General features: G+C 61.2%; 16 protein-coding genes and 1 pseudogene. 14 read left to right on the top strand and 3 right to left on the bottom strand.

Annotation, left to right across the window (positions count from 1 at the left end; translation table 11 throughout):
- Position 1: 1 nt before the first annotated feature.
- The 13 genes from CH274_RS29610 to CH274_RS01530 all read left to right on the top strand — a co-directional run bounded on the left by CH274_RS29610 (position 2) and on the right by CH274_RS01530 (position 14,046).
- Positions 2-826: a hypothetical protein gene (locus CH274_RS29610; RefSeq protein ID WP_015586073.1), complete on the top strand. Its 825-nt coding sequence runs from the start codon at positions 2-4 to the stop codon at positions 824-826.
- A complete protein-coding gene (locus CH274_RS29880) occupies positions 787-2,487 on the top strand; it encodes a CpaF family protein (RefSeq protein ID WP_080730058.1) in 1,701 nt (566 codons plus the stop codon). Before CH274_RS29610 ends, CH274_RS29880 begins: the two co-directional genes overlap by 40 nt.
- The gene (locus CH274_RS01580; RefSeq protein WP_052047795.1) at positions 2,487-3,365 is read left to right on the top strand and encodes a type II secretion system F family protein; all 879 of its coding nucleotides are present in this window, start codon (positions 2,487-2,489) and stop codon (positions 3,363-3,365) included. The genes CH274_RS29880 and CH274_RS01580 overlap by 1 nt, the downstream gene beginning before the upstream one ends.
- The gene (locus tag CH274_RS01575; protein WP_032364991.1) at positions 3,362-4,285 is read left to right on the top strand and encodes a type II secretion system F family protein; all 924 of its coding nucleotides are present in this window, start codon (positions 3,362-3,364) and stop codon (positions 4,283-4,285) included. Before CH274_RS01580 ends, CH274_RS01575 begins: the two co-directional genes overlap by 4 nt.
- Before the next feature lie 169 nt (positions 4,286-4,454).
- On the top strand, positions 4,455-4,685 hold the full coding sequence (locus CH274_RS01570; RefSeq protein ID WP_015586077.1) for a hypothetical protein: 231 nt from the start codon (positions 4,455-4,457) through the stop codon (positions 4,683-4,685).
- A 38-nt stretch (positions 4,686-4,723) separates the two neighbouring features.
- On the top strand, positions 4,724-5,149 hold the full coding sequence (locus CH274_RS01565) for a type II secretion system protein (protein WP_015586078.1): 426 nt from the start codon (positions 4,724-4,726) through the stop codon (positions 5,147-5,149).
- Positions 5,146-5,604: a TadE family protein gene (locus CH274_RS01560; RefSeq protein WP_015586079.1), complete on the top strand. Its 459-nt coding sequence runs from the start codon at positions 5,146-5,148 to the stop codon at positions 5,602-5,604. Before CH274_RS01565 ends, CH274_RS01560 begins: the two co-directional genes overlap by 4 nt.
- A complete protein-coding gene (locus tag CH274_RS01555) occupies positions 5,604-6,071 on the top strand; it encodes a pilus assembly protein TadG-related protein (protein WP_015586080.1) in 468 nt (155 codons plus the stop codon). The genes CH274_RS01560 and CH274_RS01555 overlap by 1 nt, the downstream gene beginning before the upstream one ends.
- Before the next feature lie 124 nt (positions 6,072-6,195).
- Positions 6,196-9,858: a LysM peptidoglycan-binding domain-containing protein gene (locus CH274_RS29875; RefSeq protein ID WP_015586082.1), complete on the top strand. Its 3,663-nt coding sequence runs from the start codon at positions 6,196-6,198 to the stop codon at positions 9,856-9,858.
- 115 nt (positions 9,859-9,973) lie between these two features.
- Entirely contained in the window at positions 9,974-10,597 is a 624-nt protein-coding gene (locus CH274_RS01545; RefSeq protein ID WP_015586083.1) for a hypothetical protein, read from the top strand.
- 1,060 nt (positions 10,598-11,657) lie between these two features.
- The gene (locus CH274_RS29030; protein ID WP_015586085.1) at positions 11,658-13,172 is read left to right on the top strand and encodes a hypothetical protein; all 1,515 of its coding nucleotides are present in this window, start codon (positions 11,658-11,660) and stop codon (positions 13,170-13,172) included.
- 46 nt (positions 13,173-13,218) lie between these two features.
- Positions 13,219-13,848, top strand: a complete 630-nt coding sequence (locus CH274_RS01535) for a hypothetical protein (protein WP_139278539.1) — start codon at positions 13,219-13,221, stop codon at positions 13,846-13,848.
- A 9-nt stretch (positions 13,849-13,857) separates the two neighbouring features.
- Entirely contained in the window at positions 13,858-14,046 is a 189-nt protein-coding gene (locus tag CH274_RS01530) for a hypothetical protein (protein ID WP_015586087.1), read from the top strand.
- Between the two features lie 636 nt (positions 14,047-14,682).
- Here the strand turns inward: CH274_RS01530 and bcmE are convergent.
- On the bottom strand, positions 14,683-15,951 hold the full coding sequence (bcmE, locus tag CH274_RS01525) for a thiamine pyridinylase (RefSeq protein ID WP_032364993.1): 1,269 nt from the start codon (positions 15,949-15,951) through the stop codon (positions 14,683-14,685).
- 241 nt (positions 15,952-16,192) lie between these two features.
- A pseudogene (locus tag CH274_RS01520) lies at positions 16,193-16,899 on the bottom strand (transposase); the annotation flags it as partial.
- A 110-nt stretch (positions 16,900-17,009) separates the two neighbouring features.
- Here CH274_RS01520 and CH274_RS01515 point away from each other — a divergent pair.
- Positions 17,010-18,638, top strand: coding sequence for a hypothetical protein (locus tag CH274_RS01515; protein ID WP_052049375.1), 1,629 nt, complete (start codon positions 17,010-17,012; stop codon positions 18,636-18,638).
- Between the two features lie 34 nt (positions 18,639-18,672).
- Here CH274_RS01515 and CH274_RS01510 read toward each other — a convergent pair whose 3' ends face one another.
- Positions 18,673-18,972 (bottom strand): hypothetical protein, encoded by a 300-nt coding sequence (locus CH274_RS01510; RefSeq protein WP_015586093.1) that lies wholly within the window; start codon positions 18,970-18,972, stop codon positions 18,673-18,675.
- Positions 18,973-18,983: the final 11 nt, after the last annotated feature.

Genomic DNA, 18,983 nt, shown 5'->3' with positions numbered 1-18,983 from the left:
CATGCTCGTCACCCTGACCTCGATCTCCGGCTCGCCAGGCGTCTCGACGACCGGCCTGGGCATCGCTCTCACCGCAGACTCCCGCAAGCTGCTGTACATCGAGGCCGATCCGATCGGATCGTCCCCGACGCTGGCCGGGTACTTTCACGCGCGCCGCCGGCACGACCGATCGATCATCCAACTGGTCGAGCCGAACAGGCACGGCCGAATAGGCCCAGCCTTCCAGCACCAAATAGTTAGAATCGGGCCGTTCGATCCAGAGGAGCCGACCAAGGCGCAAGGATGGTTCGTCCCCGGCCTGGTCAATGCAGCTCAAACGGAATCGATGAAGTCGACGTGGGGCCCGTTGGGGGCACATCTGGCGTTGTTGTCGAAACAGGGCGGCGGTGACCTGCTCGTCGACGCCGGTCGCCTCAATCTACGGTCCGGACATCAAGACCTGATCCGTCACAGTGACGTTATCGCCATAATGCTCAGACCGACCAGGACCGCAGTGGCAGCGGTTCGTGCTGGCTTGGGCCCACTACAGCAGCATCTGGAGAATACGAAGTCGCCGGCCAGCATCGGCCTCATTGTCAGGGGTACCGAGCCCTACAGCGCAGCCGAGACCGCCGCGGCGACCGGCCTCGACGTCATCGCAGTCCTTCCCGAATCACCGGTACACGCGCAAGTTTTTTCCGAAGGTGCCTCGCTCAGTAATTGGCGGCGACGTCGATCAAGCTATCTACGCGCAATCGACGGAACCTGGCAAAAGATCGAGCGCTTCCACGAAACGCACCAGCCCGTATGGATCGCCAACTCGCCATACAGCTCACAGCCCGCGTAACGAGCCGACAAGGCCAAAGGGAGAACACCCGCATGACCAACAACGCCCCCGACTTCGACTACGACGAGCGACCAGCCCTACCCGACCTACCGATGTTTGCCGCCGATCCGATCATCCTCGACGATGGCGACAACGAGATAACTCGTTACAGGAGCGGGCAATACGGCTCCTCATCTGCAGGTCTGCTCGCCGCAGCCGGCAAGGACGGTCGCCACTCCCACCCGGAACCCGAGCGACTCGAGACGGTCCCGTTCACATCGCCATCACCATTTCCAGCTGAGCGGTCGGACGTCGCGAGGACCAACCACCAATTGGTCAAGCAACTGACCAAAGAAGCATCCGAAATCCTCTCTCTCCGTAAGACCCAACGAGCAGATCAGGCCCTCAACCCTGAGCTGGGCGTCACTGCCATGACCCCGGACGAGGAGCGTGAGTCGGGCAGGCAGATCGTCATAGATCTCGTCAGCAAAGAAGTGCAGTCCGCGATCGACACCGGTCACGAACAGCTGAGCGTCCAAGAGGAACAGACGCTGGTCAAAGCGGTCTTCGACACGCTGTTCGGACTCGGCCCACTTCAGCCGCTCGTCGACGACCCGAACGTCGAGAACATCCTCATCAACGGCGACAGCGTCATTGTGATGTACCCCGACGGGAGTCTGCAGGCACGACCGCCGATCGCGGACAGCGACGAAGAGCTCTACGACTGGCTCACCAACCTCGCGCAGCGCGCACCCGGTGGTGGACGACCGTTCTCGCAGGTCAACCCCAACCTCCGCCTCAATCTGCCCGGCGACATCCGCTTGTCCGCGATGGGCTACTCGGTCCGCCATCCCAGTATCGCCATCCGCATGCACCGCCACAAGGATGTGACCATCGACAAGATGGTCGAAATGGGTGTTATGCCCCAACTGTTGTCCGAGATCCTCAGCGCCGCAGTCATCGGTGGTGCCTCCATCGTGATCTCCGGGCCCATGGGATCAGGTAAAACAACCAACCTTCGTGCGCTCGCCAACTGCCTTCCCCTGCAAACACGGATCGGCACAGCAGAGACAGAGTACGAACTGTTCCTCGACAAACTCGACGGTCGCAGACCGTATGTTGTTGCAGCCGAGGCAATCACCGGCGGCGGCGAACGAAACGAGCTGACCGGAGCGCTACGCGGCGCGACGACGCTGTCCGACATCCTTTACCAGTTCGTGCGAATGCAGCTCGACCGTGTCATCGTCGGAGAGGTAGCCGGCGGCGAGATCATCGACATGTTCAAAGCAATGCAGATGGCCAAAGGCTCCCTGAGTACCACGCACGCCGAGCATGCCGCCGGCGCGATCGACCGCCTCGTCACCTGCGCCCTCGAAGCAGGAGTGCCGGTCGAGTACGCCTACCGCCAAGTGGCACACCACATCAATCTGATCATTCAGCTGCAGACGGACTACGAATTTACCGACACCGGCGAGAGGCGTCAGGTCCGATTCGTCAGCGAGGTCATCCATATCGAGGCCGGCGAAAACGCCATGCCCGCAGTAACCAAAATTTACGAAGGAAAGCCGGGCGGGACCGGCGAATACGGAACTTTGCCCCCAGCTTTGCTCCGCAAGCTCTACGCAGGCGGTTTCAGTCCGAACCAAATCCCCATCAACACGATCACAGGTGGTGGGCTCTGATGTACACGTTCACGGCCGTCGGTATCGTCCTTGTCTTTGCCGCCGGGATGTGGTTTTTTGCCAACGGAATTCGCGATCGCCGCGACCCGACTGCGCCGACACGCCACCGCACCTCACGTGCGCGGATTGCCCGGCGGACAAAATTACTCCTCGCCATCGGAACTGCCGTCGGCCTTGCTGCATGGCTCCTCAGTGGATGGTTCGTACTCTTCCCCATCATTCCGATCGCAGCAGTAGGCGTCCCCTACCTACTCGGATCGTCAGCCGCCGCCGACGACATCGAACGCCTCAATGCCCTCGAAGAATGGGTGCGCAACCTGACTGGAGTGCTCGCAGCAGGATCCGGCCTCGAACAGGCCATCATCGCAACGCACAGGGGAATGCCTCAAGCATTGCGTCCGGAAATTACGAGCCTCATCACGCGCCTGCGTGGCAATGTGTCGATCGACGAAGCGTTGCTTCGGTTCGCAGACGATCTCGACGATTCCACCGGCGACTACGTGGTCGGTGCACTGCGGCAGGCAGCTCGCCTGCGCGGCTCCGGACTCACCGCAGCCTTGAAGCGACTTTCAGAATCGGTGGCAGAGAACGTGCGCAACCGCAGAACGGCCGAAGCGGAACGGCAAGGGCCCCGCACGACCGCTCGCGGGGTCACCGTCATCACCGTCGTTGTCATCGTTGGGTTGTTCCTGTTCACCAACTACATGGACCCGTACAAACAGCCCCTCCTCCAGCCCGTTCTGTTCCTCGAATTCATCGGTTTCGGCCTGGTGCTCGGGTGGATGAAGCGATACACCTTGCCAGTGAAATACCCCAGGTTCATCGGCACCAAGGACCGCGACGCAGCAAACACCGCACGTGAGAGGAGCGCAGTATGAACAACTTCGAGCTCTGGGCGATCGCCCTTGCCGCTCTCGCCGCTCTCGGCTTGATCCTCCTCGTTCTCCGCATACTGCCGGCCGACCCAGCACTCGGCGATGCCATGGAACGACTGTCCGGTGCAGCCCCGGACCCGTACACCGTCGACACCCGCGGCGGTGACGACCTCACCGGTTCGGATGCCCTGTCCTACAAGGTCGGTGCCCGCTTCTACCCGCGGCTGCGATCGCAGGCGTGGTTCAGGATCCCGACCGCGGACCTGGCGATCCTCCGAGAAACTCCACAAAAGTTCATCGGAGACAAAATCCTTTCCGCTGCAATAGGTCTGATCATCGCGCCGATTTCGATCGCACTCCTGGCGCTGTTCGGCATGGCAGTGCCCCTGACTTTTCCCGTAGCCGGTTCCCTCGTCCTGGCGCTGGTGGGATTCTTCGCGCCCGACGCCGACGTCAAGACTCGCGCCGCTAGTGCCCGACTCGAATTCACCCGAGCATTGGCGGCGTTCATCGACTTCGTTTCGTTGAACCGAAGTGGCGGCGTCGCTGCATTCCAAAGTCTCGAACGCGCTGCCGCAGTGGGCGATAGCTGGGTGTTTCTACGTCTGGATGCCGAGCTTCAGAAAGCGTCCCTCGCCGGACAGGCACCATGGGCTGCTCTGTCCAATCTTGCAGCCGAACTGGCGCTGCCGGAGTTGGGAGATCTCGCGGACATCATGACCTATACCGGCGACCAGGGAGCGAGCGTGGCCGACACTCTTGCCGCGCGGGCCGGAGCGCTCCGCAGTGCCCTGCTCTCGAAAGAACAAGGCGAAGCAGGAGCCAAAACGAAGAAGATGGACGCACCTCTCGGCACCTTGGCCGTGCTGTTCATGATCATGCTGATCGTGCCGGCCGGAGTGAACATCATGGGCGGCGTCTAGACCGAACAACCCGAATGCGTTGTCATTCAACGATCAACTACCAAGTTTGAGCTGTGCAAACACCGATCCGTGCACTTCACCTGCTCGAAGTGTCCGGTCTTGGCGATAGTCTGACCGGCATCCAGAACCGTCATAACCAGGGCTTTTACATATCGAAGGGAAACGTCACATGGCAGCATCGCGCACAATCGCAAACCGGATCGCAGCAACCACCGCAACACTGTTCGCATTGGCACTGTTCTCCTATACCCGGATGACCGAGCGCGCCGGCGGACGCAAAAGCGACAAGGGCTACAGCATGGAGACCGTCGTCATCACCGCCGGCCTCGTCATCCTCGCCATCGCTATCGTCGCCGGAATCACCGTGGTTGCACAGCGCTACCTCAACCGAATCCAGTAACCCCACCACTCGCCCAACGAGACAGGGGAGGACCAGCGTTGCTCACCGACACACATGTACCACTACGCGAATGGCTCACCCGCATACGTCGAGACGACCGCGGCGCAGCCCTCGAAACAGTCGTGGTATTCGGCGTCGTCCTACTGCTCTTCCTCATCGCAATCCAGGCAGCTCTCTACGCTCACGCACGGACCGTAGCGATTTCGACCGGTGAAGAAGCTCTACGACAAGCGCGATCGCAATTCGGCAGCGCTGCGGCCGGAACAGCGGCGGGCTACGCCTTCGCATCCACCGCCGGCCCGACGACCCTTCGAGCACCCGTCATTGTCGTCAACCGAGGCTTGCGAGAAGCAACTGTCCAGATCACCGGACAACCCATCCGCCTCATCCCCTTCTTCTCCCTCGACATCAATGTCAGCGAGACGCTTCCCGTTGAACGAGTCACTGCCCCAGGAACCAGATGAACACCGCGAACAAACTGCGCCAGCTGGCAGCCGCAGCCAGAGCCGACGACCGAGGATCGGCCCTGCAGACTGTCATCGTCGCCCCCGCCACACTGTTCCTGATCGCACTGATCGTCACCTTCGGCGTTCTCGCGCAAGCGCACCAGAAAGTAGTCCACGCCGCGAACGAGGCCGCGCGTACCGCCTCCATCGCGCGAACGGCGTTCTCCGCAGCCCCCGATGCGCAAGCAGCCGCGCGAAACGACCTGGCAGCACGAGGGCTCACCTGTTCCGCTCTCAACGTCAACACCGACCTCGGCGGATTCAGAACTCGCCCCGGCGTCACGGCTTCCGTCTCGGCCACCGTCACGTGCGTCATCTCCCTCGACGCACTCGGATTCCCGCAAGTCATGGGCTCACGGACCATCACAGCAACCGCGACTTCACCCGTCGACACCTACCGGGAGCGCGCCTGATGACCGAAGCACTACGCCGGGCGGTGGCCGCCTGCACACGGCGAGACGCGCACAACGACGCCGGAACCATCGCCATGTGGAGCGTCATCACAGCCATGGCGTTGCTGATCATGATGGGTCTCGTCGTCGACGGCGGCGGCAAAGTTTACGCCAAGCAGCGCGCCGAGCAAGTCGCTGAAGAAGCAGCCCGCGGGGCAGGACAAGCCATCATCGAACCACTCGCAGTCCGCGGTACCAACGTCGTCGTCAACCCGCTGACAGCCCAAGCCAAAGCCACCAAATACCTTGCCGCAGCAGGAATCCCCGGCGTCGTCGTGCAGACCGGACCGACAACACTGCTGATCACCACCACAACGACCTACCAACCCCGTGTCCTCGGTTTGATCGGCGTCGGGCCACAGCAGATCATCGGAACAGCCACCGTCAACCTGAACCGCACCAACCTCGGAATCCCCGGCACACCATGACCAATCGACCGCAGAGCAGACGAGTCGCAGAACTCCACGAGAAGACGGAGGACGTGATTCGACAGCTCGCGGCGCAACGCTGCACGACCCCGGCCACCCTGCAGCCATCGGAAAGGACACCCGCATGACCACCATCCGACGGCGCTTGACTGGTTTGCTCTACCTGATCGTCCTACTCGTCCTCGTCGTCGGAATTCCGCTCGCACTGTGGACATTCCGCGGCAACCCAATACCGACGACGCTGCCCGATCTCGACCAGATCAAAACAGCTCTGACCACCCAAGACGACGGATCACTCTTCCTCGGATTCGTGACCTGGATCGGCTGGCTCGCCTGGGCCACCTTCACCTTCAGCACCGTCATCGAACTCGTCGCAGCACTACGCGGCATCAAAGCACCTCAACTCCGAGGCCTCGGCTTCCAGCAGCGAAGCGCCTCCGTTCTCATAGGCGGAGCGCTCATGCTGGTAACAGCGGGCACCGCCACAGCCCAACCCCTCACCGCCACAGCACTACCGCTCTTCGACGCCCCTGCCCACTCGGCACCGATCCAAGTAACGCAACAAAGCCAACCGCATCCAGCAGAAGCCCCCGCCCGCCCCATCAACGGGGAAACCATCACGGTGCAGCAGGGCGACAGCCTATGGAAACTCGCAGAACGCCACCTTGGCGATGGCTTTCGATACACCGAGATCAAGCAACTCAACGCCGACGTCCTGACCGTCGACGGATGGCTGCAACCAGGATGGAAACTTCAGCTCCCCGCCGCCGCACCCACAACCGTCGACGGGGCCTACACAGTTCGAGAAGGCGACAGTCTCTGGAGCATCGCCGAGCAACATCTGGGTGACGGACACCGCTACAAAGAAATCATCAACGCCGACGGAACTGCACCGTCGACAATCATCCACGTCGGCCAGCAGCTCACCGTCAACGATCAAACCGCCGAGACCGTCACGCCCGAACCGGGTCCGGTTGCTTCCCCCGACCCGGCCCCGGTTGCTGCCGCTCCTGTACCTGCTGCTGTGCCCGAACCGACCGTCGCTCCTGAACCGGCCCCGGTCGCTGCCGCTCCCGAACCGGCTCCGGCTGCCGCTCCTGAACCGGCCCCCGCAGCAGCGCCTGAACTGTCCTCCGCTGCACCTCTCCTGGGTGGCACCGACGTTCCGGAACAAGCGGAGATGGTTCCGGGCGGTGACGAACAGGCTCAGGCAGAAGCGCAGGCCGCTGCCGCCGCCGCTGCGAAGATTTTCGGCATCGAACTCAACAGCGCTTCGTCACAGCTACCTGCTCCGACAGCGGCGGCTCCTGAGCCAGCGCCTGCTCCAGCAGCCCCTGAGCAGGCAGAGGCCCCCGCCCCGTCGGCGGTTCCTGAGCCAGCGCCTGCTCCGGTGGCCGCCCCTGAGCCAGCAGAGGCTCCCGCCCCGGTGGCAGCTTCCGAACCTGCTGCTGAGTCCGCGGGCGCAGATGTTGTGGCACCCGGGCCGGCACCCGCTCAAATGCCTGCTCCAGCGCAGACGTCGTCACCCAGTCCTGCTGCAGCTCCCGCCCCGACTCAGCCAGCCACCCAGATCCCACTGAATACATCGACGACAGACCCGGTATATATCGCCGCCACTGCGCAGCCAAGCGATGTCTCCGAGGATCAGAACAGCACATTGTGGCTCGGTATCTCAGCCCTAGCGGCCATCGGACTGGCTGGGGCCTTCGGGCTGCGCCGGCACCGTCAACAGCACGATCGCCGCAGAGGCGAGACCCTCCCTCAAACCTGGGGCGCTGCAGCAGTTGTGGAAGAACAGATTCATTCTGCAGCGGACAACAACGTCCTCACGCGGCTCGACGAAGCACTGAGGACTATCGCCGAACACGCTCGGACACAGGGCAACGCACTGCCGGCATTACTCGGCGCATTCATCGGTCCCGATGCGGTGGAGCTAGTAATCCTTGATGACTCCGTACTGCCGGACCAGTGGCTCAGATCAGAGACCGGCACCTGGACCCTCCCCGCCGACGTCCGGATCGCCCCAGCACCCACCACAATCAGCCCGTACCCCACGCTCGTGACACTCGGTTCCACAGACGACCGAACCCAAGTTCTTCTCAACCTGGAAGAACTCGGCTACCTCGGCGTCTCAGCTTCACCAGAGCACGCCCGCGGCACTCTCCAGGCCCTGGCCCTCGAACTCGTCGAATCCCCGCTCGCCGACAATCTGCACCTGACGCTGATCGGTTTCGGACAGGAGCTCCCCGAACTGTTCGGCAACGGTCGAATCGAGCACACCGACCAACCAGGCGAAGTGCTGGCCAGACTCGCCCGACAAGCCGAACGTGACCAAGACACCCTCGTCGAACAACACATCGACAGCATTGCAGCGGCCCGTTCGATCTACGACACAAGCGAAATGACCGCCCCCGAAGTAGTTCTCATCGCGAGTCAGTTGACGGCCGACCAACAGCAATCACTCGATCAGATCCTGGCCGCCACACCGCGCGTGGCGTTCGCTGCCGCCAGCACCGCCAGCACCGCCAGCGAGAACACCCAGGCCGCGTGGACACTCGACATCGTCGACCGCAACACCGCAAGCCTTGTCAAACGAGACACCGACGGCGGCTTCGCATTCCAGCCAGCATTTCTCGAGCCGGACCAATATGAAGGCATTACCGCCTACCTCGCGACCGCCACACAGCCAGCTATCCCCACAGAGTCGTCCATGCACGACCCCTGGGCTGCAGCCGAAATCGACGCACACCTCACCGACGCCGAAAGCGCTGAGACCTTCCTCGACTCCGTCACCACGATCGACCCCACCGACCAGCTGCTGCTGAACGGAACTACCGCATCGGAGACCGCCCCCGACGTCACAAACGTTCCGACCTACAGCCCGGACGCCGCGCAGTGGACATCCCCAGAAGCGATCAGGTACGACGACCAGGCCCCACCCATCGCTCCTGTCGCTGGTGACGTACCGGCCCCGGGACATCTCTGGCTCCATCTTCTCGGGAAACCAGCAGTCACCACCCCGACCGGGGAGCCACCCAAGGACGGCCGTGAAGTACTCCTAACCGAGATCGCCGCTCTTCTCTCCATCCACCCGGGAATCAAACACGACTCCATCGACAAAAAGATCTGGCCTGCAGACAATTTCGACAAACTCCCTCTGGAGGATCAGCCGAAAAAGAAGGCGACACGACGCCAGAACTACCTCTCGAGACTGCGAAATTGGTTGGGAGAGACAGAGAACGGTGAGCAGGCATTTCCGAAGCACGGCGACCGCACCGGCCGCACCGGCTACCGACTGCACCCCGATGTCCGATCGGACTGGGACTACTGGCAACAACTGATCGACACCACTCCGGCCGCCGCCACCGATGCGGAATTGCGGACGGCTGCAGAACTGGTAAACGATCAACCATTCGCCGGGACACGGTCAGACCGTTACGGGTGGGCACGAAACCTACAGCAGCACATGATCTCGACCCTCGCGGATGCCCTCGAAGAGCTCGCCACCAGACAAATAAAGACCGGAGATCTTTCCGCCGCGCTCACCACCGCAAACCGCGGCGTCACCGTCGAACCGTTCCGAGAAGGTCTCTGGAGACTGGCGATCATCGCTACCCACGGGAGCGACGAGATCAGCAAGACCCAGGAGCTGATCGACCAACTGCTCGCGAACCTCGCCGACATCGATGTCGACCCAGAACCCGAAACCGACGAACTCTTGCGCGCCCTCGCGCAATTCCACAATGGCGGCAACGCCCTCTACCGGATCGGAGCAATAGCCAGTTGATAGCAGTCGCGTCAATCGAGGTGTCTGAAGTGTCCGGTAAGCACGTTACGGTCCAAACAGCCGCACCATTATCGTTATCGCAGTACAACGCACAGAACAACGTAGGGGGTCCACGATGATCAGCACACGACGTCGCACAGGCGCGGCAATCCTCGCAGTAGCAGCCGCTGCAAGCATCAGCGTCGCATGCGGGAGCGGTGACATTGAGGCGACCCCCGTAACGACCACCACGCAGCCGGTCCTCACGGGACCAGAGGGCGTCGAAAAGTCCCCGGAACAACAGGCGACCGAGCAGGCAACAGCAAAGGTGAATGAGTTCTTCGCCGTTCTCGCGAAGGTCGAGAGCGATCCTGCTGTAGACATCAACATGCTGGACTCTGTTGCGAGTGGAAAGATCCTCGATCAGTTGAAGGCAAACGTGAACCTGCGCCGATCTCAAGGAATTGTCTCCACGGGTGCTGCGACTGTCGCAGATGCATTCGTGACGGAACTGCAGGCACCAAAGGATGCTGACGGGAACCCAATTAAGGAAGAAGCGTCGGCAACATTGCGAGTCTGCATCGACAGCTCGAACTATGACCAGATCCGTCCGGACGGCACGAGTGTGCTCCCTCCTGACCGAGTCCGGCGGGAGCTGGGCAAGCCGACTCTGGAGAACGTGGCGTGGCCAGATTCATCAGGCTGGCGCATTGTTTCCGATGCAGTGACTTCTTCGGGTACCCCATGCGACGCACCATGATCGACGGTTTGGCAAGTAGGCAACTGGAATCCATAAGGGCGGTGGGTCATGCGTAAGCCGCTTGGGGTTATCGCATCAGTGCTTCTAGTTGGAGTGTTCAACGCGAACCCAGTATTTGCGCAGCCGGGGATCGGCACCGGAACTGGCGGTGCCTTCGGCGGAGGCTTGGGTGGTTCGACAGTTGTGGTCGAAGGTACGTACACGAGTGTGCCGTCAGGGGGTGGAACGACTGGATCCGCGCCAGCTGCTGTGGGCGGGGGAGGTGGTGGGAGCGCCGCGCCGTCCGGACCGCCGCTCGAGTTCGTTCCGTCGACTGACGCCGCCAATATGACGCTTGTTCGAAATGCTGATAGTGGTGCCCCGATGGCAGTGAACGTCGTTAATGATGACGGCACAACATGGTCCTGCGAAGCGGCCGGTCCGTGTGTTCAAATTCCGGACGTTGGGGTGCCGGCTACGCCTCCGGTGGTCGACGTTATGACCGTTGTCGGCCAAGCGGTTACGGCAATGCAGTTGGATCCGCCCGGAATAGGCATCACCCCGAACCCCGCAAACACAGGTGCTGTCGGCCTGGTTGGTCTACCCGGCTGGTTCTGGGTCGCTGACCCACGGGAATCGACAGTCGGCCCCGTGACCAGAACTGCAGCAGGACCGGGTGTCATAGTTTCTGCTACAGGGGTCAATACGTCCGTGGTCGTCAATTGGGGGGACGGATCCGTGCCGTCGGTGTGCCCAGGTGCGTTACTGCCCTTCACGCCGTATACCGATGTTGCACAAGGGCTTCCAAGTCCGACGTGCGGCAATATCGTTTATCACAAGACGTCCACTACCGAGCCCGGTGGGACATTCAAGGTCTCCGCGACATCGAATTGGCTCGTCACGTGGACAGCGACGACACCCAACGGGACGGTCGGTGGAGTCATACCCACGCCGCTGACTTCGCGTACTGAAGTTCGGATTGGTGAACTGCAGGTCCTGGTCACAAATTAGAGCCGTGCGCCCCCGCTCCTCGGGTGCGAAATTGAGTCACTCCAGGCTTACCGGTTTGTAGGCTGGTGGAATGCCTGAACGGTTGACTGTCAACGTCACGATGCCACCGGAATTGGCTGGGGGGCAAGTGCAGGCCTACCTGGAAGAGTTGGGGTTCGAGGTCGCCCACACGTCCGCGCCCGATGTGTGGGCGTTAACCGAGCCGGCTGCCAGCATGGACTGTGTCGATTTTATGACCGTTCGCACCCTGTCGGGTTCGGAAGCGGACGTCGATGACGAGCTCGTCGACCTCCCGCAAGACCCTTACGTCTCCAGGCTGGACCATGGGCGAGTCGTTGAGGAGCGCCTTCGCGCGATCAGACAGATGAGCGCGGGTGCGGTGGGATCGTTCCTGTACGGACTCCAGCTACCTGTCATCACCGCCAGCGATCGAGCCTTGTCCGCGGCAGTACAGGACGCGAGTAGGGAGTTGGCCGGAACTTCGGACGACGATGACGAGCATCCGTTCGACCGGCATGCTGTCCACGTTGTTCGCTATGGCAACGCCACGCACCGTCGGATCAGGTTTCCTGGTTTCGTGTTACGTCTGAATCAGGACCCCGAACTTCTCGACGACATACGACGCGGGCCGATCGACGTCGATGAGACCATTTTCGCGTCGGGATCGTCGATCCTGAGCAGTGTCTTGATTCCCGCGAGCCATCTCGGTCCGTTGTTGGCCGCACGGTCTCCATGGGTATGGGCGTTTCAAGCGAACAGGGTGTCGGGTGCGGTGATTTTCACTCTCGGCACAGATATTGTCGGGAGGTCTCCTGTTCCGTACGAAGCGCATCAGGTACTTCCCCGATCACCAGTGGGTCGCCTTCCCCAGCGGCAGGAGCCGCCGGCACCGGAGGCGTGGGGTGCGGCCGTCGCTTGGTGGGTTGCTCAGATGAACTCTGTTCTCGGGCATCTCCTGAACCCATGCCTGTTCGCAGATGCTGACGGTGACTACCTCCCCTATGCGCAGCAGAACCGGTTGATGGAATTTGCGGATCTTCTGCAACGAGTTACCTCGACGCTGCTATCGCTGCACGACGACTACGCAGCCGGAGTTCTGATGTGGTCAGCAATGGACCTGATCGAGGCGACCTGGCTTTCATGGGATCTCACGGCACTGTGCAAGCCCTCGGTTGCGGCGAAAGCGCTGCAGCAAGTTCGAGAACGTATGCCTGCTGATGTTCAGTCCGTCCTGCTTCCGTACGCGGCTTTTGGTGTGGAAGCGTTGACCGAAGTGGGGGACGGGTTCTTCATCAAGAATTACCGTAGGTCGGAGAAGGTAATTCTGAAGCTGCCCGGTGGAGCGGACAAATCCCTGTCACTCGATGACGCAGTGAGTCAGTTCATGCGTTTGCGCAGGAACACTACACACGGGTTCGACAAACCTGATCCCGTCCGTGACCGACTTTTCGCGCAACACAACGGCCGGCTGCCGGCGACACTGATGTACCTGCCGCTGCTGTACTTGATGTACATCATGTCCGATCCTGATGACCTGAGACGTCGTCTGCTCCGTCGATCCGCTCGAAGACGCAGGACGCAGTGAGAGGTGTTCACACACGTTGCCGGTGGTGTGCTGAGACAATATTGCGGTGAGTGTCATGGTGCGCCGGCTGATGGGTGCGGTGTGGCCGACGAGGTTCGGCGCAGCCGAAATTGATGTCGAAAAGGGGGCGCTAGCAGTGGAATCGAACGACCGGGGTGGGCGCGAAAATGCTTCACCGGACTCCGCTGCTGGCGAAGAGATGGCGTCCGAGCTCAACCCGGTGAGTGTCGAGCTGAATCCGGCGGCAATTGAGATGGTGCACGCGAGCATCGAACGGACGCTGGATTCTCAGGAACGCCGAGTGACGAGCATCGATCAGCGCGGGGGTGTGCTGCTGGGATTCGCGGGCATTCTGGTGGGGATCGTGTTGCGCAATCCCGCGGGGATCGGTGTGTGGGAGGTTGCGGGTGCTGCCCTGGCCGGTGCGGCGGCAATCATGGCGGCATTCGTGATTGCACCCAATACCGCGTCGGGGCTCAATCCGGAAGTGGTGTTGGAGGAGTATTCGACAGTCGATGAGACGACGGGCCGGTTCGAGATCGCGTCGACACTGGTGTCGATTTATCAGGTGACAGAGATGCGGCTTCGGAGCAAGCTGATGCGGTTGCGGATCACGACGGGTCTGTTGGCTGGATCTGTGCTGGTGTTGCTCGTGACGGCTATCATTCGGATGTAGGAGGACATCATGGCTACGGTGAACGAGCAGCAGAAACCTGATCGACCGGTGGGCTCGGCGAGCCCGGCGACGGCGTCGCGGCGTCGCAAGGTGGCCTTGCGTCCCAATCCTCGGCTGGTGGGCAACTACGAGGGCAGTTCCCGCACGATCGACGAAGTGCGACGCCAGATAGAGAAGCAGCAGGGGGCGTCGGCGTGACGGCCTCGAAAGATCAGAATCCGCCGGCGGGGTCGTCGGCTCCACGTGCCAGCGCGCGCCCTGTGGTGGTGGTCCCGACATCGGCTGCGGGTGATCGCACCATTGTTCGGGCAGCACCCAACGAGAGAGCTATCCGCAGCATCACTGCGGGGGCTGCACCTCAAAATGTGCGGTCCGCTGTCCGCCGCGAGCACTAATTTCGCGCGCACGCCTTTGCGCTGTGTCGTAGATGATCCAAAATTGGGCTAGCAGACGGTGCCAAACGTGTTCGTCCAGGTCGCCGATCTGCAGCGTCGACTGTGTCTGCTCCCGATCACGCTTGGCCGTTACCTGGGCAGCTGTGGTGATCGATGCAGCAGCGGGGGAGGGCTTACGATGCGGCCACCGACCCGCGTCGAGTGCTCGATGTAGTAGTCGAGCATCGGGTGAAACTCGGCAGGGTAATCCCTTAGCCAAAAGCTTGCACGGTGTTCGACGAATTTCGACGCAAACCCCGCGACACTCAGACAGCGGTGGTGTGGGCAACCGGACCGCATGTATGGATCTCATAGCGATACTCCATTGCCGCGTGTCCGAACGGCGAGGACCAAACGTGGCACAACCAGCCATTGCTTACGACTTTGCGACGGACTCCTGTCACGGGCGGCGAAGTAGCCCTGCAGGTGTGGAAGCGTACGCGGGGTCGTTGAACACGGCGCTGTCTTCGCCGACATGCTCCGCAACGCCAGCGGGGGGTGGCCCGAGGATTTCAGTTTTGATGCAGCCTTTGGTCGAGTCGAGCCAGGTACGGGAATCGGCCCCAAGTCGAAATGGATGGGCCATGTCGTTGGAAATGATGTTGCGCATGATGTTGTACACCGCCGAATTGGGTTGCCGGGCCAGGAGCTGATTCATCAGCGATTGCCGGGTGGGCACCAGGTATTGCGGTTTCTTTCCTGTTGGGGACATGCACTCGAGCATCACGTTGGTCGATGCAATCAACTTCACGAGCTGGATAGCCGTTGCTCGCTTTTCCTGGGCGATGGCCACATTGACGGAAAGTGCGTCGGTATAAAGCGGTATCCCCACTTTTTCGATAGGTTCGGAGCTCAGCGGCATGACTGAATAGGTCGAGGCGTCGACGTTGTCGATGAAGTGGAAGATTTCGGTCAAGCCTACGAAGGCTCGACCGATCCGCTGGTTCCATTTCGTGATTCGGTCGTAGCCCGAGTCGGGATATGTCGCCTGGGCGTACCCGGCGATGTTTCGCAGCACCTGCATGTCGGCGAGGCCTTGCTGATCGAGTCCTGGACAGGGGGGAAGGGCGGGAGTGAGCGGAAACTGGCCCGACTCCTCCATGACGGCCTGCTCGTACATGCACGCGACGGTCGTTCCCCCAGTAAAATCCAACAGCATGCCTTGACCCTGCGCGGGCCAGACTGCTTTCGGATCCCCGTCGCCGAGGATTTTGTGTAATTCTTCGACAGTCATCCCCGGCGCACCCAGTGCTGCGTCAGTGAGACGGCGAATCAAAATTTGCATGCACCCTAAATACGGTATTCCTTGATACTCCGAGGATTCCGTTTTCAGCGATGCGAGAGACCACGGGTAAAAGTCTGCGGTGCCGTCGATATCGAACTCGACACAGAACTGACGCATGTGATCAGCGAAGATGCAGTCGTAGGCAAAAACGTCCACAGTGGACGGCGGATCGCCTTTGTAACAGTCGTAGGTGTAGACGAAATTGAGAGCGACATCCGGTTGGACGCTGTGCCACGCGGCTCTGATGGTGGACTCGAACCATTTCGGTTCGGGCGTGTACGGGTACAAGGCGACGTTCAACGTGGATGCGTCGCTGGCTGGAGGTGGCTGGTTGGTGGGGCCGGAATCCTTGTTCAAACTGCGTCCGAACTCGGTACTGGTCACTGCACACTTCCCGTCATCACACTGTCTGCAGGGGAACGGCGATTGCCTCATACAGTCGCATGATTTTCCGAAAGTGGCAAGGATCACATTTACTTACCCTCGATCCACGGACTGAGGTGACCCACTGTGGTCGATGACCGAATTGTGGGGTCGGGACTGGTTGGGCGTGTTTCGTCCGCTGGTCTACCCAGCATTTCCACGATTGTCGTTGCTCGGGCCGAGTCGGCGGGTCGGGTGAGGATCAGGCGGGTGTGGGTGGGCTGATGCCAATGATGTTGCGCCATAATTGAAGCCACGCATCGAGCCACGGCCAGTGTCGCGGCAGGTGCAGTGTGGGTGTGCGTTGTGGCCGCACGAAACGCGCGGCAATGTTGACGATTTGCGCCGTAGCGTTATTCCGCGAGCTTTCGCGTGACGCCCGCCGGAGACGGTTCCGGCGGCGCGCAGCAGGTTGTGGGCGATCGCTGCGCACTGCACCCAGGCAGAGCTCGCGCCAAACGATCCTGACGGCATGTGCGCGAGCGGTCCGTCGATCAGATCCGAGAACACAGTCTCGATGACCGCGTGTGCACGGTGGACGACATCTGCGGTCGTCGTCGGCAGGGTGCTGTTGGTAAAAAACGGGTGATACCGCCACACCGGAAACAATGCATCGCGGTAGCGGGCGTCTTTGACCCGCCGCACGATCAACCGTGCAGAAACAGGATACGCGGTGGAAGAGAAAGCGGTGAACGATGTTTCGGCGACCTCGGCGTCGGAGATCCAGCCGTCGGTGTCGGGGTCGCGGACCGCTCCCGGGTAGCGCACGGGCGTCCACGCGGTGTCAGGGATGGAGGCGATCGCTCGTTGGACGATTCGGTTCTTGATCAGTACGAACGAGAACTTGATGCAGGCGCGTACGACGCGGCTGTTGCCGTAGGCGGAGTCGCCGCGGACCATGATTTTCCCGCTGGCGAGACTGGATGTCGCAGCTCAGCCCTAGTCATCCGGGCGAGCACGGGTGGCCCATTCTAAGTCGACTCTCAGCCCGGTCGCCTGCCCTCCGTACGATCAAGGGGGTGCTGACCGATCCACTGCCGAATTCCGGCTCACTTGAGCGCTATGAGGCTTTGCCCACGATTCTCCAGCTGAGGAGCTACCTCTCGGAGATCCAGGCGGAGCCGACCGAGTGGATCTCGGTTCTACGGAATCGAGGGAGCGGAATCAAGTACAGCTCGCTTCAACCTCTTCTGGTGGCGACATCGGACCAGCGCAAATTCCTCGCCACTACCGATTGGTCCATCAACGACCTCGGCGAGCCCAGTTACAGCTCTGATCGCCTCCCGGCCTTCCGCGACGGCTTGACCTCCAACCCTGATGGCTACGACCTTCATCTGTTCGTCAACGTGTCCTGGGTGCCATCGGCAACCACAGAACCCGTTATCGAATTCACGCCGTCGTTCGTATGGTGGTTGGGCCTGATCACGCGATCGAACGAGACAATGTATCGAACTAATCACGCGGGCCGCGATGAGGAGGTCGTCGAGATCGTCAGACCGAATCCTGGTGAATACGAGGTTCGAGTCAATGCACGGCACCTCCGAAAGTATCTCGCGGCCCGGAGCATGAGCCTGGTGATCCAGCACGCCCATTCTCGGGCTGACGACAGCGTGCATGAAGCTCGGATCGACCTTGAGATTCGCACCAAAGACGCAGCGTTCGCCTACACGGCGTGGGACGCGTATCGGGGGCCTGGTTTCGTAGCGCAGTTGGTTGGGAAACAGGCAGTTTTGCCGTTCGCGTCCGCTGGCGAGCACCCCGACGATCTGCAAAGGCCTGAGCGGTTTCAATCGTTCATCGTTGACATCGACCCCTCGACCGGCGACGAGGTTCGTTTGAGTTGCGAGCGCGATGAAGCGAACTACCTCACCCCAGTCTTCTTCGACACGGATGTTCTGACCCGATACCGCGACAACCCAGACCGCTACACGGTGCTGCGGACCGATGTCTCGTGCCACGGTCGGTGGGCCATCGATGTCGACATCAACGGTGCCAACCTCGTCCAGGTGTGGCTGGGACACCTCATCCGGCTACCCGAGACCGAGCGAGAGCACTGGCTCACACACAACGTCCCGCCGAACGGTGGAATAACCATCACACGTAGCGTGCGGGACCTAGCGGGCCAGTGGGTAGAGGACGAACGCCCTGACCCTGCTCGGCTGAGACGAGCTAAGGCAGAACTCATCGAGGCGTTCACTGGCTACTTCGGTGAGTCGTTGTACAAGCAACTCGGCCCGGCTGACCTCCGTGCGTTCGATGCCTTGGCATTGTGTACCAATCCAACCGAAGGCCAAAGCGACAACGGTGTCATGGTTCTGTCGAAAGGGATCGTGGATGCACTCGATGTCAAGACTCTTCGAGAGTCCTCGGGCGCGGACACGAATAGTCCTTCGCTTGCCTGCCTACAGCTACTCGTCGAGAACTTGGGTGCCGACCCGAATGGTCTCGTCGGACCCCTACGCCAGCTTCAGGGAATCCGATCGGCAGGCTCGGCCCACATGAAGGGCACGAAATTTACGACTGCGCTGTCGGCCGCAGGACTGAATTCTCTTCAGCCGGACAAACAATTCGAGACAATCGTAGATCGGGTTACGATGGCTCTGCAGGGCTTGTCCGAGCTGTTCCGAAGGACGCCCCCGCAAGTGTGATGGTGCCGGTCATTTTGTTCCAGTCTCGCTCTGATCATGGGTTCGCATTGATCTCACCCCACGCGTCTAACGCGTGTTGGTAGGTCGCCACAGCACCCGATTCAGTCGGAGCATCGCAGAGCGCGATCGCAGCCCTGGCAAGCGACGCGAGCGCAAGATCTCCCAGATCCAAGATCGCGTCGTCGCCATGACTGAGCAGAGTAAGCATCGTGGTAGCCATCATCTTCGGATGTTCCAGGACTTCAGCGGGCTGAGGCTGGCCCAACTCGATCAAGGCCAGCGCTTCGAGAAACATCGGTACAGCGAACGCCACCCTCGGATTGATTGCGCTCATAGCGTGAAGGT

Origin of the sequence: Rhodococcus sp. 06-418-5, assembly GCF_002258285.1 — a bacterium.
Lineage (GTDB): Bacteria > Actinomycetota > Actinomycetes > Mycobacteriales > Mycobacteriaceae > Rhodococcoides.
This window is presented reverse-complemented; position numbering and strand designations above follow the sequence as displayed.

What these genes read in the sequence shown, in the direction of transcription:
- CH274_RS29610 (WP_015586073.1), top strand. Translation starts at nt 2, where the DNA reads ATGCTCGTCACCCTGACCTCGATCTCCGGCTCGCCAGGCGTCTCGACG.
- CH274_RS29880 (WP_080730058.1), top strand. Translation starts at nt 787, where the DNA reads ATGGATCGCCAACTCGCCATACAGCTCACAGCCCGCGTAACGAGCCGA.
- CH274_RS01580 (WP_052047795.1), top strand. Translation starts at nt 2,487, where the DNA reads ATGTACACGTTCACGGCCGTCGGTATCGTCCTTGTCTTTGCCGCCGGG.
- CH274_RS01575 (WP_032364991.1), top strand. Translation starts at nt 3,362, where the DNA reads ATGAACAACTTCGAGCTCTGGGCGATCGCCCTTGCCGCTCTCGCCGCT.
- CH274_RS01570 (WP_015586077.1), top strand. Translation starts at nt 4,455, where the DNA reads ATGGCAGCATCGCGCACAATCGCAAACCGGATCGCAGCAACCACCGCA.
- CH274_RS01560 (WP_015586079.1), top strand. Translation starts at nt 5,146, where the DNA reads ATGAACACCGCGAACAAACTGCGCCAGCTGGCAGCCGCAGCCAGAGCC.
- CH274_RS01555 (WP_015586080.1), top strand. Translation starts at nt 5,604, where the DNA reads ATGACCGAAGCACTACGCCGGGCGGTGGCCGCCTGCACACGGCGAGAC.
- CH274_RS29875 (WP_015586082.1), top strand. Translation starts at nt 6,196, where the DNA reads ATGACCACCATCCGACGGCGCTTGACTGGTTTGCTCTACCTGATCGTC.
- CH274_RS01545 (WP_015586083.1), top strand. Translation starts at nt 9,974, where the DNA reads ATGATCAGCACACGACGTCGCACAGGCGCGGCAATCCTCGCAGTAGCA.
- CH274_RS29030 (WP_015586085.1), top strand. Translation starts at nt 11,658, where the DNA reads ATGCCTGAACGGTTGACTGTCAACGTCACGATGCCACCGGAATTGGCT.
- CH274_RS01530 (WP_015586087.1), top strand. Translation starts at nt 13,858, where the DNA reads ATGGCTACGGTGAACGAGCAGCAGAAACCTGATCGACCGGTGGGCTCG.
- CH274_RS01510 (WP_015586093.1), bottom strand. Translation starts at nt 18,972, where the DNA reads ATGAGCGCAATCAATCCGAGGGTGGCGTTCGCTGTACCGATGTTTCTC.